The organism is Paenibacillus sp. OSY-SE (assembly GCF_000283315.1).
Lineage (GTDB): Bacteria > Bacillota > Bacilli > Paenibacillales > Paenibacillaceae > Paenibacillus_B > Paenibacillus_B profundus.
Map to the genome: position 1 here is coordinate 145,448 of NZ_ALKF01000196.1, position 15,533 is coordinate 160,980.

The 15,533-nt window shown below is 48.5% G+C and carries 16 protein-coding genes and 1 pseudogene; 11 read left to right on the forward strand and 6 right to left on the reverse strand.

Annotated elements, in window-relative coordinates; translation table 11 throughout:
- Positions 1–26 precede the first annotated feature (26 nt).
- On the reverse strand, positions 27–674 hold the full coding sequence (locus A372_RS0123505; protein ID WP_019423363.1) for a DsbA family oxidoreductase: 648 nt from the start codon (positions 672–674) through the stop codon (positions 27–29).
- A gap of 350 nt (positions 675–1,024) precedes the next feature.
- Here A372_RS0123505 and A372_RS0123510 point away from each other — a divergent pair, with 350 nt between their 5' ends.
- The 5 genes from A372_RS0123510 (at position 1,025) to A372_RS0123530 (ending at position 4,806) form a co-directional block, all read left to right on the forward strand.
- A complete protein-coding gene (locus A372_RS0123510; protein ID WP_019423364.1) occupies positions 1,025–1,660 on the forward strand; it encodes a TVP38/TMEM64 family protein in 636 nt (211 codons plus the stop codon).
- The gene (locus A372_RS0123515; protein ID WP_019423365.1) at positions 1,657–2,583 is read left to right on the forward strand and encodes a helix-turn-helix transcriptional regulator; all 927 of its coding nucleotides are present in this window, start codon (positions 1,657–1,659) and stop codon (positions 2,581–2,583) included. Before A372_RS0123510 ends, A372_RS0123515 begins: the two co-directional genes overlap by 4 nt.
- 91 nt (positions 2,584–2,674) lie before the next feature.
- Positions 2,675–3,430 (forward strand): MBL fold metallo-hydrolase, encoded by a 756-nt coding sequence (locus A372_RS0123520; RefSeq protein WP_019423366.1) that lies wholly within the window; start codon positions 2,675–2,677, stop codon positions 3,428–3,430.
- 170 nt (positions 3,431–3,600) lie between these two features.
- The gene (locus tag A372_RS0123525; RefSeq protein ID WP_019423367.1) at positions 3,601–4,359 is read left to right on the forward strand and encodes a threonine/serine exporter family protein; all 759 of its coding nucleotides are present in this window, start codon (positions 3,601–3,603) and stop codon (positions 4,357–4,359) included.
- A gap of 18 nt (positions 4,360–4,377) precedes the next feature.
- Positions 4,378–4,806: a threonine/serine exporter family protein gene (locus A372_RS0123530; protein ID WP_019423368.1), complete on the forward strand. Its 429-nt coding sequence runs from the start codon at positions 4,378–4,380 to the stop codon at positions 4,804–4,806.
- 28 nt (positions 4,807–4,834) lie between these two features.
- Here the strand turns inward: A372_RS0123530 and A372_RS0123535 are convergent, their stop codons facing one another.
- Entirely contained in the window at positions 4,835–5,740 is a 906-nt protein-coding gene (locus tag A372_RS0123535) for an SDR family oxidoreductase (RefSeq protein WP_019423369.1), read from the reverse strand.
- Positions 5,741–5,889: 149 nt separating this feature from the next.
- On the opposite strand from A372_RS0123535, the gene A372_RS0123540 reads away from it, so the two are divergent.
- From A372_RS0123540 to A372_RS0123550, 3 genes are all read left to right on the forward strand, one after another.
- Positions 5,890–6,327: an RrF2 family transcriptional regulator gene (locus A372_RS0123540; RefSeq protein WP_019423370.1), complete on the forward strand. Its 438-nt coding sequence runs from the start codon at positions 5,890–5,892 to the stop codon at positions 6,325–6,327.
- A 218-nt stretch (positions 6,328–6,545) separates the two neighbouring features.
- Positions 6,546–7,199: a nitroreductase family protein gene (locus A372_RS0123545; protein ID WP_019423371.1), complete on the forward strand. Its 654-nt coding sequence runs from the start codon at positions 6,546–6,548 to the stop codon at positions 7,197–7,199.
- A gap of 3 nt (positions 7,200–7,202) precedes the next feature.
- Complete coding sequence (locus A372_RS0123550) at positions 7,203–8,210, forward strand: LLM class flavin-dependent oxidoreductase (protein ID WP_019423372.1); 1,008 nt, start codon at positions 7,203–7,205, stop codon at positions 8,208–8,210.
- A 256-nt stretch (positions 8,211–8,466) separates the two neighbouring features.
- On the opposite strand, the gene qoxD is transcribed toward A372_RS0123550, so the two are convergent.
- The 4 genes from qoxD to qoxA are packed head-to-tail and all read right to left on the reverse strand — an operon-like array spanning position 8,467 to position 12,306.
- Positions 8,467–8,754 (reverse strand): cytochrome aa3 quinol oxidase subunit IV, encoded by a 288-nt coding sequence (gene qoxD / locus A372_RS0123555; protein WP_019423373.1) that lies wholly within the window; start codon positions 8,752–8,754, stop codon positions 8,467–8,469.
- A 1-nt stretch (position 8,755) separates the two neighbouring features.
- A complete protein-coding gene (gene qoxC / locus A372_RS0123560) occupies positions 8,756–9,352 on the reverse strand; it encodes a cytochrome aa3 quinol oxidase subunit III (RefSeq protein WP_019423374.1) in 597 nt (198 codons plus the stop codon).
- Positions 9,349–11,292 (reverse strand): cytochrome aa3 quinol oxidase subunit I, encoded by a 1,944-nt coding sequence (gene qoxB, locus A372_RS0123565; protein WP_019423375.1) that lies wholly within the window; start codon positions 11,290–11,292, stop codon positions 9,349–9,351. The genes qoxC and qoxB overlap by 4 nt, the downstream gene beginning before the upstream one ends.
- 27 nt (positions 11,293–11,319) lie before the next feature.
- Positions 11,320–12,306: a cytochrome aa3 quinol oxidase subunit II gene (gene qoxA, locus A372_RS0123570; RefSeq protein WP_019423376.1), complete on the reverse strand. Its 987-nt coding sequence runs from the start codon at positions 12,304–12,306 to the stop codon at positions 11,320–11,322.
- Between the two features lie 655 nt (positions 12,307–12,961).
- On the opposite strand from qoxA, the gene A372_RS0123575 reads away from it, so the two are divergent.
- The 3 genes and pseudogenes from A372_RS0123575 to A372_RS0123585 all read left to right on the forward strand — a co-directional run.
- Positions 12,962–13,816, forward strand: a complete 855-nt coding sequence (locus A372_RS0123575) for a sugar phosphate isomerase/epimerase family protein (RefSeq protein ID WP_019423377.1) — start codon at positions 12,962–12,964, stop codon at positions 13,814–13,816.
- A gap of 25 nt (positions 13,817–13,841) precedes the next feature.
- Positions 13,842–14,939, forward strand: coding sequence for a Gfo/Idh/MocA family protein (locus A372_RS0123580; RefSeq protein WP_019423378.1), 1,098 nt, complete (start codon positions 13,842–13,844; stop codon positions 14,937–14,939).
- 172 nt (positions 14,940–15,111) lie between these two features.
- Positions 15,112–15,459, forward strand: a pseudogene (locus A372_RS0123585) (MFS transporter); the annotation flags it as partial.
- Between the last annotated feature and the right edge of the window lie 74 nt (positions 15,460–15,533).

Consider the following 15,533-nt stretch of genomic DNA (forward strand, 5'->3'; position numbering starts at 1 on the left):
ACCTCCATGCAATTGTAGTTATATGTTTAGCAGTGTCCATCTAAATCGCATTGCAAACCCTCGGATACAGGCACGCTATCTTCAATTTGTTGAGAGAGAACCTTCTCGAACATTTCTTTGCTTGCTACGCCCTGAACACGCTCGTTGCCGATTACAAAGGTGGGCACCCCCGTAATGCGGGCTTCCTCATACGCATGTTGAAGGGCTTGTTGTTGCGCTTCCTTATACGTTCCTGTTTCCAGCGCATCTCTAAAAGCCTGCTCATCCAGCCCTAATTCGCCGGCAATCTTCGTTAACACTTCGATTTCGCCAATGTTTTGTTCTTCTTGGAAAAATGCCTTGAATACGCGGTTCATGTATTCGTTGCCTTTGCCCTGTTCTTTGGCGTAATGATATCCTTCAAACGCAACACCTGTATAAGGATGCGGAGACACCCGGGGCAATCTCATGTCGACGCCCAACTTGTTGGCGGTCGGCGTAATATATGATTCCCAGCCTTGCAATTTGGATGAATCGTTCCAAGGATCAAGTTTAGGCGCTGGACTTGGGCGCAGTTCGAATGGCATCCACTCGACTTCGACGTCTTTGCCTTTGATTGCTTCCTCGAAGGGCGCTTTACCCAAGAAACAGAACGGGCAGACAAAATCAGAGTACACTTTGATTTGTAAGGTCATGGTTCGTGTTCACCTCTTAATAGATTGAGTGTAACCATTATTGTTACAACTAGATTTAAAAAATAGGACAAGCGGAAGGGGGTCGCGCTTTCCTGCAGGCAATCATATTGTTTTGCTTTGTTGTAATCATTATAGTTACAACGGGATTGGTTTGTCAACTTTAATTTTGCGGACATGTCCGATCAGCTTTGTAAGATTGCTTCACTTAACCTTACAATCCGTTAGTGCCATCACGAAAATGACATGTTAGGCAATCGAATTATAGACAATTTATGTTATGCTAGGGCGAGGATGCTAGTTAATGTAAAGGTAAAGTGGGTGCATGCGAAGAGATGGAGTTATCGAATGTGATGTCTTATCTTACAGAAGACAATTTACTGGAATTGCTGGAGAAATATCGATCCTTCGGACCATTTCCCGGCATTTTGTTAACGTTTATGAAATCATTCGTTCCTCCGCTGCCGACGCTTGTCATCGTTGGCGTTAACGCGGCCGTGTACGGATTGTGGCTCGGATTCCTATACTCCTGGATCGGCTTGGTAAGCGGTTGCTTGGTGACGTTCCTCATCGTCCGCAAAATTGCCGGACATCCGTACTTGGAACGCTGGGCGCAAAAGCCTAAAGTGAAAAAAGGCATGCTCTGGGTCCGCCGCAATGCGTTCAGCTATGTGTTTCTGCTGAGCATCTTTCCGGTTGGTCCATTCGTTATTATCAATATGGTAGCGGGAATGGCCCGCATGCCGTTGCGTTCCTTCTTAATCGCCGTCGCGGGCGGGAAGGCGCTCATGGTGCTCTCGGTCTCCTATATCGGACATAATATATCGAGCATCATTCAAGATCCGGTTCAAATTTTATATGTCGTATTGTTTCTCGCCGTGTCGTTATGGGTTAGCAAAAAAATCGAGGCTCGCTTCACTATAGAGACGCTGGATGAGGATCACCTGAACGGGCATGGACTCGATCGGAAAGATTCGATGGGCTCATGAGAGTCGAACGATTGCTTTCGATGCTGCTTATTATTTCGCAGAAAGGGACGGTTACGGGGAAAGAGCTGGCGGAACATTTTGAAGTGTCGCTGCGGACCATTTACCGGGATATTGAGAAGCTGGGCGAGGCGGGCGTCCCCATCGCAGCCATTGGCGGCAAAGGCGGGGGTTACTACATTATGGAGCAGTACAATGTGGACAACCTCTTCCTGAATGAAGAAGAAGCCCATACATTCATGGCGGTTATGGATAACTTGAACGTTCTGTTCGGGAAGAACAAGCTGTTCAATGACGTCGTCCTGAAGTTCGGTCAGACATACAAGCAAGAACGCAGAGCATCGGATAAATGGAGCATCAACATGTCTCACTTCAGTATGGAAGACGAGCTGAAGGAATACCTGGTCTTGATGAACGCAGCCATTGAAGAGTCGAAGCTGCTTGTATTTGATTACATTAACCGCAGGCTGGAGGTTTCCGAACGAACGGTGGAGCCGATGCAATTCGCTTTTTCCAGAGGTGAATGGTATCTGGTCGCTTTCTGCAGAAGCAGGCAGGATTACCGGCGGTTCAAGCTGGTGCGGATTCACAATCTCAAGCTCGGCAGCCGCTTCGAGCCAAGGGAATCGGTGTCGAAGGAGCGAATGAACCAGATCTTCGAAGAAGGCTACTATCGCCGCAGCATGAAGGTGACGTTGCGATTTACGCCGCGCATAGGGATGCAACTGACGGAGCACTTTCCCAGAGAGAAGATGAAGGAGACGGAAGATGGCCATTATATCGTCGAGGATTATTTTCCGCATGAGGAAGGCCTGATGAAATATATATTAAGCTTCGGCAAGGATTGCGAGGTTGTTGATCCGCCCGTGTTGCGGGAAGAAATGAAAAAATACGTTGCCAAAATATTAATTTCGTACAATGACTGACATATAGATGTCAGTCATTGTGTTTTATAGTGGGGGTATCGGATGCATACGATGTGAAAAAATGAAAATAAAGATAGTATGGGGGAGTCCTATGTTGAAGCAAGAAATAGCCGAAGGAATCATTCTGTACATGTTCGATCCAAGACCTGATCGGCATTACGGATACAACATTACCGCATTAATTGACGGTGCGCAGGCGATTCTCATTGACACTGCATTTGAGGAGCACGCACAACAGGTCGTTGAGGATCTGGCTGAGTGCGGGATTCGGATAGAAGGGGTCATCCTTACGCATTTCCACGATGACCATATGTATGGATTGAAGGTATTGCCGGAGGTTCCGGTCTACGGAAGCGCGCACTATCAGACGACACTGGATATGTGGACAGAGCCGAAGGAACACCCCTATTTCACGCCGGACATCGTGTTCGAGCACTCGCTGCAAATCACGTTCGGCCGGCATGAACTGACGTTGATGTCATTTCCGGGGCATGCGCATTGCAGCAGCTTGATTATGATTAATGAGCAGTTCGTGCACATCGGTGACGAACTTATGTTCTCGAATGACGGACAGCCGATTTTGCCATCTGTCGATTACAACCAATACGTTCGCAGACACCGGGATTCTCTGGCCAAATTACGTGATTACAGCCACTGTACGCTCATCCCCAGTCACGGAACAGTTATTAGCGGACAGCAGCGCATCGACCGGGACATCGCGAATCGGATCGCCTATTTCGATGCCATTTTGGGCAGCAGCACGGAAATCTCCTATGAAGAAGCGACGCAACAATGCGATTGTATGTTCTTGCATCAGGAGTGGCACAAGAATGCGTATCGATTCTAGCAAAAAGTAATGATGGATACAGCATTGGGGGCATAGACTAAACCCGGGGGCGTCGGTTACACTATAGGCATAAATAGGAGGGCGCAGGCTCTCCTTTTTGTTAATGTATGTTGCGGTCTCGACCGATTACATAAAACCCCACTACAAGCCATTCACAGGAGAGACAGGGAATGAGCGCACAGTCGAATGAAAGTTACGAAGTTACCCAAATATGCTTGCTGGCGGGCAAAATCATGCTGCAAAGCGGCGGAGAGACGTATCGTGTCGAGGATACGATGATGCGCATCGCCGCTTCCTACGGATACGAGAACTGTCACAGCTTCGTGACGCCGACAGGCATTATATTCGCTATCGACGGATCGGCTCCGACAACGAGACTGTTCCGCATTTCCGATCGGTCCACCGATTTGGAGAAGGTTACGCTCGTTAATGATATCTCCCGAAGAATCAGCAGCGGGAGCTTATCTGGGGCCGAAGCTTTTCGGATGCTGCAAAAGATAGATAAGGCGAATTTGGCTTATCCGGTATGGATCCAGATCGCTGCCGCTTCCGTATCAAGCGGATGCTTCGCCATCATGTTCCGGGGCAGCTGGCCGGAATTCATTCCCGCGCTGCTGGCGGGCGGAATCGGATTCTCGCTCCTGCTATACGTCCACCGCTTGGTCCGCATCAAGTTTTTTGCCGAGTTTCTGGCTTCGGTGGCGATCGGAACGGTATCGTACTTATGTATCAAGAACGGACTGGGGCGGGATTTGGACAAAATCATTATCGGTTCCGTCATGCCGCTCGTGCCCGGATTGCTTATCACCAATGCGGTGCGGGATTTGATGGCGGGTCATCTTGTATCCGGGATTTCGAAGGGCGCGGAAGCGTTACTGACTGCGTTCGCGATTGGAGCGGGCATAGCCTGCGTCATTTCTTTCAGCTAGAACAAGAGGGGGAAGTCTATGATCATCGAGCAGCTTGTCACCAGCTTCATCGCTTCCGCCGCCTTCGGCATCATCTTTAACGTCCCGAAAAAAACCTTGCTGCAGTGCGGCTCCGTCGGAATGATCGGATGGCTCGTCTATTTGTCCTTCACCCTAAATGACGTTGATCCGATTCCGGCAAGCTTGGTTGCTTCGTTCGCGGTGGCAATGGTTAGCCATCTATTCGCCAAGGCTTATAGAACACCGATTATCGTGTTTAACGTGTCTGGCATTATCCCGCTTGTACCGGGCGGCATGGCCTATGATTCGATGAGAAATATGGTCGAGAATGAATATGAGATCGCGATACCGCTTGCTTTCAAGGCGTCTATGATATCGGGCGCGATTGCAATCGGGCTTGTATTTTCGGAGGTCGTCTATCAATTGCTGCGAAGAAGAGCGGCATGATGGACAGAGAACCGGCTATTTCCATGCCTCAAGAGGTGATGAAGCTGCCGCCATTGACATGCATCGTCTCGCCCGTCACATAGCGGGAATCGTCGCTGGCGAGATATACGTAAGCCGGAGCGAGCTCAAATGGCTGGCCGGCCCGATGCATCGGCGTATCTGTGCCGAAGGTGGCCACGCGCTCAGCGGAGTAGCTGGCCGGAATGAGCGGCGTCCATGTCGGACCGGGAGCAACGGCATTGACGCGTATGCCTTGATCGACCACGGACAGCGCCAGCGAGCGGGTGAACGAGACGACTGCTCCTTTGGTGGCGGAATAGTCGATTAATGTCTTCTCTCCCCGGTAGGCGGTAACCGAAGCCGTGTTGATAATCGAACTCCCTGGACGCAGGCAAGGCAGTGCGGCTTGCGTGACGAAGAAGAAGGAAAATATATTGGTGCGGAACGTCTGCTCCAGCTGCTGCTCCGTAATGTCCAGCAAGCTGTGCTGCGGATATTGGACGCCAATGTTGTTGACCAGCACATCCAGCTTGCCGAAGTGGTGCAGCGTCTGTTCGACGATAGCGGTGCAGGCTGCCTTGGTGCGCAGATCGGCGCGAAGCGGCAAGCATCGTCTGCCCAATTGCTCGATGCGCGTGCGCGTTTCCTGCGCGTCCTGTTCTTCATATAAATAGGCGAACGCCACATCCGCCCCTTCCTTAGCGAACGCTACCGCCGTTGCGCGGCCGATGCCGCTGTCTCCTCCTGTAATGAGAGCCACGCGGTTCTGCAGCTTGCAGCTGCCGACATAGGAAGGATTGTCATATAACGGCCTTGGGGACATGACATATTCCAACCCGGGCTGCTGGTCTTGATGCTGCGGCGGAAAGGAAAGCGGCTTCTCCTCGCACTTTGTCTCTTTCCCGTAATAGGGGTACATCGGGTACGGATTCATTTCTCTACCTCCAAATCATGATATTCGCCTAGAAACACCTTATTCGGGAAGAGTCTAACGTGTTACACTGCGACTGTGCCGTATTGATCAATTTCCGCGGTTTTGCTACAATGCACACAGAGTATGTGACCGGAGGGAAGTGACTAGCATTGAAAAAAGAAAAATACACCTGTCATCTCCACTCTAAATCGTTTGGATTGGCTCTACAGGCGTTGACGGTAATATCCCAATATCCGAATCGTTGTCCTAGCGGGGAAATCGCTGAGCATGTTCAGTCGGAAGCGACCTTAATTCGGCGGATTCTCGCTAAGCTGGCCCAGGAAAATATATTGGAGACGCGTGAGGGACGCGACGGCGGATACCGGCTGAAGAGAGCACCGGAACTTATTACATGCGCCGACATCCTAACGGCTCTACAGAAAGATGAATCGTTCCATACCAGTTTACTCGAATCGACGGGTGACCATCCGTTCGGGCTGTGCATGAAAGCCACATTTTCCGATATGATGGCGGAACTGGATCAAAGCGTGCTGGCCGTGCTGCAAAAGTACACCATTGCTGACCTAGCGGATCAATCCTTAGTGTAGGAAGGGATGATTGACAATGGTCTTGAAGGGGATTATACTGTGCATATAATTTCACAGTTGCAACAGTGTTAACTGTGCATGTTTTTACACAGTAACATTCTGCAATATGATGTGATGAGTAGCGGGAATTTTTTTATGTTTAACTGTGTATTAATTTACACAGTATAATGTTAGCCAATTCGCATCTTTAACTCGAACAAAATCGGAGGCTGGATAGGATGGAGACAAAAGTAGAGCAAAAGCGTGATTTTTTTACCGTGTTACGTGATCGGCATTCGGTGCGCCATTATGACCCAACCGTGACCATTTCGCAGGCAGAGCTGCATGACATGCTGAAGGAGGCCACGCTTGCTCCCTCGAGCGCAAATCTTCAGCCTTGGCGATTCCTTGTCATTACCGACCAAGCGCTAAAGGAAAAGCTGCTTCCGATAGCCAATCATCAACAGCAAGTTGTGGATGCGTCAGCCGTCATCGCCATACTGGGTGATCTGGAAGGCTACAAACAGGCGGAGCGCATCTATGAACAAGCGGTTGAATCGGGCTACATGGATGAGGAACTAAAAGAGTCATTCGTGACCAGAATTACGAATGGTTATGCAAACATGAGCGCGGAGAAAATTAACAATATTGTGCTCGTCGATGGCGGATTGATTGCGATGCAATTGATGCTAATTGCAAAAGCTAAAGGATATGACACTGTGCCAATGGGCGGGTTTCATGCCCAGCAGTTCAAGGAGGCTTTTGGAATCTCGGAGCGCTATGTCCCCGTGATGTTACTGCCTGTAGGCAAAGCCTCTGAACCGGCGCATTCTTCACCTCGTGTGCCTGTGGATGAGGTGACGTTCTGGAATAAGATGACCGAGGGTGAGTGACCTATGATTCAACTTAGCATATTGGACCAATCTCCGATACCCGAAGGCAGCACAGCGAGCGAGACGCTGGCCGAGACGGCTCGGTTGGCGCAAGCAGCAGAACAACTGGGTTACCACCGTTTTTGGGTGTCGGAGCATCATTTCGCTTCCAACCTCGCAGGTTCAAGCCCGGAGGTGCTAATATCGCATTTGGCGGCCGTAACGTCCCGTATTCGTGTCGGTTCAGGCGGAGTTATGCTGCCCCATTATAGTGCTTACAAAGTCGCGGAAAACTTCCGTCTGCTGGAAGCACTGTACCCGGACCGGATTGATGTGGGACTGGGAAGGGCACCCGGCGGCATGCCGCTGGCCACCAGAGCTTTGATGGATGGGAGAGCGCCGGTCGATCGCTATCCGGAGCAGGTGTCTGATCTGATGCACTATCTTCACGATTCGCTCCCGGACGATCACCGCTATAGCGGACTCCGGGCCACTCCGGTTATTCCGACTGCTCCGGAAATGTGGCTGCTTGGATCGAGCGGCGAAAGCGCAAGGATCGCTGCCCAACAGGGAACGGCATTCGCCTTTGCCCACTTTATTAACAGCTACGGGGGACCAGAAGCGATGCGCTGGTATCAGCAGCATTTTCAGCCATCCGCAGCAGGGGAGCGTCCTCAATCCATACTCGCCGTATTTGTCGTCTGCGCCGAAACCGATGAGGAAGCGGAGCGCTTGGCTTCCAGCCTGGAGCTGACCTTTCTGTTTCTGGAGCAGGGCATCCATCGGCCGGGCGTTCCTTCTGTGGAGACGGCCGCGTCTTATCCTTATACGCCATTCGACTTGAGCCGTATCCAAGAAAATCGCAAGCGGATGGTTGTCGGCAGCCCTGAGCGGGTGAAGCAAGAGCTGCTCCGGTACAGCGAGCAATACAATACGGAAGAGATCATGATCGTGACCATAATGCATGATTTCGAGGCAAGGCTGACCTCCTACCGTCTGTTGGCAGAAGCATTTCAACTGACTCGCTCGTGAGCTTCAGAATGATGGCCATGATATGGTAACGTGAAGTCCAATGACCAATCGAAGAAAAAGGACTCTCATGCATCGGAGGGTCCTTTTTCTTCGATGTAAGCTCAAGTAAACCGATAACCTGGTGTGACTAACGCCTGCGCGTGGTTGCCGTTCGTTCTTCGCGGTCGAAGTAAACCCCATGCAATAAGCAAAAAAGGCTATCCCGAAGTCGTTGACTTCAAGGATAGCCTTTCAATTGTAATATCTGCTTATTCTCTTACAAGTAACCCCAGATCATCGTGAACAGTGTACCGAACACCGTTACTAGACCTACGAACAGCGCATAGGCGATATTCGTGTAGTTCGAGGCCTTGTTGGACTTGTCCTCGTCAATATGCATGAACATAATCAACTGCACGCCTGCTTGAATCGCTGCACAGACTAGCAGGATCGTAAGGCCTGTTGCGAAGGACATATCCCAGACAATGACGGCTAGCGCAACCAAGGAAAGGATGAGAGAAAAGACATATCCCATCACATGACGTATCGGGAATAGTTGTTTCATGTCACATCAATCCTTTCAAGTATACAAAGCTGAAGATAAAGATCCAGACGACGTCCAGGAAGTGCCAGTACAGCGAGAAGATGAACGACTTGTTCGCCGTATCCCGCGTGAAGCCTTCACGCTTAATCTGAATCATCAGGCCTGATCCCCAGAGGAGACCGAGCGTTACGTGCGCACCGTGCGTACCCAGCAGGACGAACAAGCTGGATAGGAATGCAGATGTCTGAAGCGTTGCGCCTTCATGCACATAAGTGACGAATTCATAGATCTCGATGCCTAGGAACCCGAGACCTAGCAGCAACGTAATGGCGAAGAAGATCAATGCTGGCTTCTTCAGGCTGAGACGCATGCTGTGAATCGCGAGACCGCAGGTGAAGCTGCTCGTCAGGAGCAGGAACGTTTCCAGCAGTACTGGTTTAATCTGAAATATTTCTTGAGCCGTCGGGCCATTGCCCGACCGAGTCCATAGTGTAAAGTAGACGGCAAAGAGTGTAGAGAAGAGCACAATCTCCGCACCAAGGAACAACCAGAAGCCGAATATACGGTTGCTGTTCTCTTCCGTCTGGTATTCTAGCGGCAGCGTGTTATCGATCTTCATGCTTTATCACCCCGCAATTGTTGTTCCGTCTTGTTAATTTCCTTCACCGGAATATGGTGTCCATGATCGCGCTCGAAGGAACGCACGGCAAGCATAATCACAATCGCAATACCCGATATGATAGCCGGTGTCCACCAGCTGAATATCATGAAGAATCCGAAGAAGAAGAAGATAACGCCAAGCACGAACGGCTGTCCGTTGTTGTTAGGCATATGAATCTCTTCGATCTTGCCCTCGAACAATGGTTGTTTGTTTTTCTTCCAGAACCAGAATGCATCCAGGCTCTTCACGTTAGGTGTAATGGCAAAGTTATATTCCGGTACCGGGCTGTGCGTTGCCCATTCGAGCGTGCGCGCATCCCACGGATCGCTTGTTGTATCTCTTGGTTGATAACGGAAGCTCCAATAAATGTTGTATACGAGAATGGCGAAGCCGATAGCAAGGGCTGCCGAGCCTATCGTAGCAATCAGGTTCAGCGGACCGAAGCCGGTGCTCTCAGAATAAGTATACATACGGCGTGTCATGCCTTTCAGCCCCAAGAAGAACAATGGCAAGAACGTCACGTTAAAGGAGATCGCGATAATCCAGAAGCTAAGCTTGCCAAGACGTTCGTTGAGCCGGAAGCCGAACAGTTTCGGGAACCAGTAGTACATACCGGCGATAACCGCGAATACTGTACCCGGAATCAACACGTAGTGGAAGTGAGCGACCAAGAACATCGTATTGTGATACTGATAATCGGCGCTCGCCATCGCGAGCATAACGCCGGTTACGCCACCGATAGTGAAGATCGGAATAAAGGCGAGCGAATACAGCATCGGTGTCGTGAACTCGATCCTGCCCTTCTGCAAGGTGAAGAGCCAGTTGAATATTTTAACCCCTGTCGGAACCGCGATTGCCATCGTGGTAATGGAAAAGAATCCGTTAACCATGGCGCCGTGACCCATCGTATAGAAGTGATGCGCCCATACGAGGAAGGACAAGAGTGAAATAGCTATCATACTGACGACCATCGATTTGTAGCCATACAGATTTTTGCGAGAGAAGGTCGAGATGATTTCGCTATAAATACCGAACGCCGGCAAAACAACGATATATACCTCAGGGTGCCCCCATACCCAGAACAGGTTGGCCCATAGCATATCCATACCGCCGTCGGCCATCGTGAAGAACTGGGAGCCGAACATGCGGTCGAACATCATAAGCGCTAATGCTACCGTCAAGACCGGGAAGGCGAAAATGATGATGACACATGTAATAAGTACAGACCACGTAAACATTGGCATACGCATCAGCGTCATGCCAGGCGCACGCATCTTCAGAATCGTCACAATAAAGTTGACGCCTGTCATCAGCGTACCGATACCGGCAATCTGCAAGGCAATGGAGTAGAAGTTATTGCCCACGGATGGGCTCAGCTCGATGCCCGCCAACGGGAAGTAAGCGGTCCAGCCTGCATCGGGAGATCCCCCGATAACAAACGAAATGTTAAACAGCATTGCTCCGGCGAAGAACAGCCAGAAGCTGACTGCATTCAACCGCGGGAATGCGACGTCGCGCGCCCCGATCTGGAGCGGAATCACGACGTTCATCAAGCCGATAATAAACGGCATCGCCATAAATAAAATCATAATGACACCGTGAGTCGTAAATACTTCATTATAATGCTGCGCGTCCAAGAACTTCATGTCTGGTCCGGCAAGCTGTGTACGCATCATCAGCGCATCTACACCGCCGCGGAACAGCATAATCAACGCACTGAGGATGTACATAATACCGATTTTTTTATGGTCAACGGTAGTTAGCCATTCACGCCATAGATAGCCCCATTTTTTAAAATAGGTCAAGCAGAAGAGGATGGCTAGCGACACGAGGACGATACTGGCCATAGCGCCGTAGATCATCGGTTCACCGGTAACGAAAAATTCGTCCCATTTCATACTCAAAGAACTCCTTTCTGGTTCGTTCTAGTTGCCATGCTGAGAATGGTCGGCCTCTTGATTTTCCATCTCGGAGTGGTCCATGTTGGAATGGTCCATAGTCGAGTGATCCATCTTAGAATGATCCATCTCTTTATCCGTTCCTTCATTGGAGCCAGCGGCAGGAGCTCCATGGTTATGTCCTCCATGTTCTCCCTCTGGCGCCGGTCTGAATGTCAAGTGTGTGGAAGTATACGTCTTCCGGCCCACATGATCTGCTTCCAGCAAGGAATTAAACTCTTGTTCGGTCAATTCGGAAGCTGTCTGCTTCACTTCATCGATCCATTTCGTGTAGCCGGCAGGTGACATCGCCAATACTTCGAATTCCATGTGGGCAAAGCCTTTACCCGAGAAGTTCGAGTTCTTGCCTACAAATGATCCTTCGTGTTCAGCTACGAGATGGAGCCTCGTCACCATATCGCTCATGGCGTACTTCTGACCACCTAGCTGAGGAACCCAGAAGCTAGTAATCGGTCCGAAGGAATACAAGCGGAACTCTACTGGACGGTGCGTCGGAATGTTGACGTAATTGACCGTCTCAATGCCTTCCTCCGGATAACTGAAGTGCCACTTCCAGTTAGAGGATGCAGCGTAAATAATGAGCGGCTTATCGCTTTCATAGCCTTCAGGCGTCTTCTCGACAGCGTAGGTGCTGCGAACCGTGACCACGGACAAAATAATGACGATAATGACCGGAATCAGAGTCCATGTAATCTCCAGCCATTTGCTGCCCTCCATATGCGGCGGCTCGTAATCCGGTGCCGCTTTGGAAGCGCGGTACTTCGTTAACATGTAAATATAAAGGACGTAGACGACGAGCAATACCACAGCCATAACAATCATGGAAAAAATAATGACGTCAGACTGTGTCTTGGCCACTGGACCTTTCGGGTTCAGAACAGCTATTGAATTACACCCGGTCAAGAGGACAAGAAGAGCTGCAAACAAACTGATTAACAACCCTTTCTTCTTCATAACGTACCCCTTTCTCTCTAAGATGTGCTTTAGATGAGCTATGAAAATGACAAATGTCGTATAAACTTGATCACATCTATATTAGTGAGAAGTTATTTTGGAAACAGCACATAAAGTGCACCATATTTACCATGAAAAACCATTCTTTTTAGATCGACCCGGGTGTTCCATGGCATTTATCTCTCAATTAAGCTCGTTTTCTCGTAAATTCTTGCGATTACGGCGACTTTTCATTTTGTTCATAATTGGTGCTGCAAGACCCCCACTTCGCAATATTGTAACAATTAAACCGCCTTCATGTGACTTTTTTCACTAAAAAAGACCCGGGCTTAGGGTATATGCGTTCGTATCTGGAGGAACACAGATGGAGCCTCAGTTTGACCACTTACCGCACGTTATGAACCGTTTGTTGATAACTCCGTTTTTTTCCAAACAATCATAGGCACCCCGTTTCTGACCCCAATTCAGTTCGTTCTCCCAAAAAGCATTGACCAATAAAAAAGTGTAATATAGAATGAAATCACATAAATGTAATCCGTTACATTAATAAATAAATCTAATATAAAGCAAAATAATTATTTTTATGTAATCTGTTACATTTTCATTTATTATTGTCCTTTTACATTTGTGAATTCACTTTATGGGAGGACTATTTATGAGTGTGGAATTTGGACTACAGCTCTATTCAGTACGGGATGAATTGACTAAGGATTTCAAAGGAACATTGGAAAGAGTTGCTGAGATAGGATATAAAAATGTGGAGTTATTTTTCCATGATGCCAACAATATTGGGGGGACTGTTGGCGGCTTGAACCCTGCTGAGCTGAAAAAGGAATTCGGCCGCGTTGGATTGAAAGCTGTTTCCGCCCATATCGATTTGGGATTTTTAGTTCAGGAAAATGCAGAACAAATCATAGCCTATGCCAGAGAAGTCGGGTTTACTTCAGTAGTGATTGCAATCGCTTTCTTTAGCAATAAACAAGAAGTTCTTGATCTGTGCGCGAAATTAAATCAGGCCGGTGAGTTGTTTAAGAAAAACGGACTTCAGCTGTATTACCATAATCATTTTGAAGAGTTCCAGAAGTTTGACAATCAATATGTACTAGACATCATCTTGGAAAATACGGCTGAAGATCTTGTAAAAGTTGAATTTGATACGTATTGGGCATTGAGAGGCGGAGTTGATCCTATTGAATATTTGCAGAAGCTGGGGGACCGCTGCGACCTTCTTCATCAAAAAGACTTGCCTGCTGATGTGAAGCCGGTGAATTTATTTGAAGTAATCGGTTACGATGCCAATATCGATATGGAATTGATGGTCAAGCTGCACAAAATAGATTATTTCACGGAGGCCGGGCAGGGCATCATGGACATTCCCGCGATTGTGGAAGCGTTTAAAAGTAAACCGGAAGCCAGATACCTGTTTATTGAGCAAGATTGGACGAAAAAGAACCAGCTAGAAAGTGTCGAGATCAGCTATAAATATATTTCTATTCTATTCCAATCTTAAAGCTGTAAGAAACGGGAGGACGAGAATGAGCACATTAAAAATAGGGATTATAGGCTGCGGTGGAATCGCCCATGCAAAGCATTTGCCAGCCTTGGCCAAATTGACAGATCTTGCAGAAATGATAGCATTTTGCGACATCATTGAAGAACGTGCCGAAATTGCTGCCAAGCAATATGGTGTTCCAGGGGCGAAGACATATACGGATTATAAACAATTGATACAAGATGACACCATTGACGTGATTCACGTGTTAACACCGAACAGCTCTCATTCAACCATTACAGTCGATGCTCTTGAGGCAGGTAAGCATGTGATGTGCGAGAAGCCGATGGCCATTAATTCGCAGGAAGCCAAAATCATGCTCGATGCCGCCGAACGAACAAGAAAAAAGCTAACCATTGCCTATCAAAATCGGTTTCGTGATGATGCTTTGATGCTGAAAGAAGCCTGTAACGATGGATACTTGGGTGATATCTATCTTGCCAAAGCCCATGCAGTCCGCCGTCGGGCAGTTCCGACATGGGGCGTGTTCATGGATAAAGAAAAGCAAGGAGGAGGGCCGTTAATTGATATCGGAACGCATGCTCTCGATCTTACGCTGTGGTACATGAACAATTATAAAGTGAAATCCGTGTCTGGTTCGGCATTTCACAAGCTAAAAGATCAAAACAGAGCCAATATGTTCGGAAAGTGGAATCCTGACGAATTTGAAGTGGAAGACGCCGCTGTTGGATTTATTAAGATGGAAAATGAGGCAACGATATTTCTCGAGTCTTCATGGGCCCTAAATACGCTAGACGTCCGCGAAGCAATGACGACACTTTGCGGAACAAAGGGCGGGGCGGAAATGCGCCCTCATCCCATTGAAGGGAAACCGGCTTTGCATTTAAACAGTGAGATGTATGGAAAGCTCGTCGAAATCAAGCCTGAAATGAATTCCTCGATTCCATACTACGGCTCCCAAGAGGTAACCGAGGCGGACCGTGAAGCCAGACAATGGCTCGAGGCTATTATTGAAGATAAAGAACCACTGGTAAAGCCTGAAGAGGCCTACGTCGTGACAACGATTCTGGAGGCTATTTATGAATCTGCCAGAACAGGCAAAGAAGTAATACTGAATTAATTAAAATGATCTCGTCCTCTACTTGTATAAGTATAGGGCGGGATATTCTATCATGCAGAGGCTGCACAATCCTATCCCTATAATCACAAATGTAAGGGGTTACATCTTATATGAAATCCGGTTTTAAGAAGCCATGCAATTACGGTAGGGATTAATGAAGGAGGTTCACCTCATGGGAAACCAGGTTTCATGGAAAGAACGAATTAGTTACGGCCTCGGGGATACGGCTTCCAACCTCGTCTTTCAGATGATTACGATGAACTTGATGTTCTTCTATACAGATGTGTACGGATTGAATGTGGCAGCAGTCGGCACATTGTTCTTAGTGGCGCGGATAATCGATGCCTTCGATAGTCCGATCATCGGGGTGCTAATCGACCGCACCAATACGAAGTGGGGCAAATCGAGGCCTTATTTTCTCTGGCTCGCGGTACCGTTCGCCGTCGTTGCGGTGCTGACATTCATGACACCGGACTTCGGCGATACGGGCAAACTTGTATACGCTTACGTCACTTACATTACAGAAATTAGCTAAGAAAGCCCTTGCCTTTAGGCTTGGGATGAATTGTCCTACAGTTTTCCATGTTTTTGTTG

Excerpts from the sequence above, each read along its gene's own strand:
- A372_RS0123505 (WP_019423363.1), bottom strand. The coding sequence starts at position 674 with ATGACCTTACAAATCAAAGTGTACTCTGATTTTGTCTGCCCGTTCTGT.
- A372_RS0123510 (WP_019423364.1), top strand. The coding sequence starts at position 1,025 with ATGTCTTATCTTACAGAAGACAATTTACTGGAATTGCTGGAGAAATAT.
- A372_RS0123515 (WP_019423365.1), top strand. The coding sequence starts at position 1,657 with ATGAGAGTCGAACGATTGCTTTCGATGCTGCTTATTATTTCGCAGAAA.
- A372_RS0123520 (WP_019423366.1), top strand. The coding sequence starts at position 2,675 with ATGTTGAAGCAAGAAATAGCCGAAGGAATCATTCTGTACATGTTCGAT.
- A372_RS0123525 (WP_019423367.1), top strand. The coding sequence starts at position 3,601 with ATGAGCGCACAGTCGAATGAAAGTTACGAAGTTACCCAAATATGCTTG.
- A372_RS0123530 (WP_019423368.1), top strand. The coding sequence starts at position 4,378 with ATGATCATCGAGCAGCTTGTCACCAGCTTCATCGCTTCCGCCGCCTTC.
- A372_RS0123535 (WP_019423369.1), bottom strand. The coding sequence starts at position 5,740 with ATGAATCCGTACCCGATGTACCCCTATTACGGGAAAGAGACAAAGTGC.
- A372_RS0123545 (WP_019423371.1), top strand. The coding sequence starts at position 6,546 with ATGGAGACAAAAGTAGAGCAAAAGCGTGATTTTTTTACCGTGTTACGT.
- A372_RS0123550 (WP_019423372.1), top strand. The coding sequence starts at position 7,203 with ATGATTCAACTTAGCATATTGGACCAATCTCCGATACCCGAAGGCAGC.
- qoxD (WP_019423373.1), bottom strand. The coding sequence starts at position 8,754 with ATGAAACAACTATTCCCGATACGTCATGTGATGGGATATGTCTTTTCT.
- qoxC (WP_019423374.1), bottom strand. The coding sequence starts at position 9,352 with ATGAAGATCGATAACACGCTGCCGCTAGAATACCAGACGGAAGAGAAC.
- qoxB (WP_019423375.1), bottom strand. The coding sequence starts at position 11,292 with ATGAAATGGGACGAATTTTTCGTTACCGGTGAACCGATGATCTACGGC.
- qoxA (WP_019423376.1), bottom strand. The coding sequence starts at position 12,306 with ATGAAGAAGAAAGGGTTGTTAATCAGTTTGTTTGCAGCTCTTCTTGTC.
- A372_RS0123575 (WP_019423377.1), top strand. The coding sequence starts at position 12,962 with ATGAGTGTGGAATTTGGACTACAGCTCTATTCAGTACGGGATGAATTG.
- A372_RS0123580 (WP_019423378.1), top strand. The coding sequence starts at position 13,842 with ATGAGCACATTAAAAATAGGGATTATAGGCTGCGGTGGAATCGCCCAT.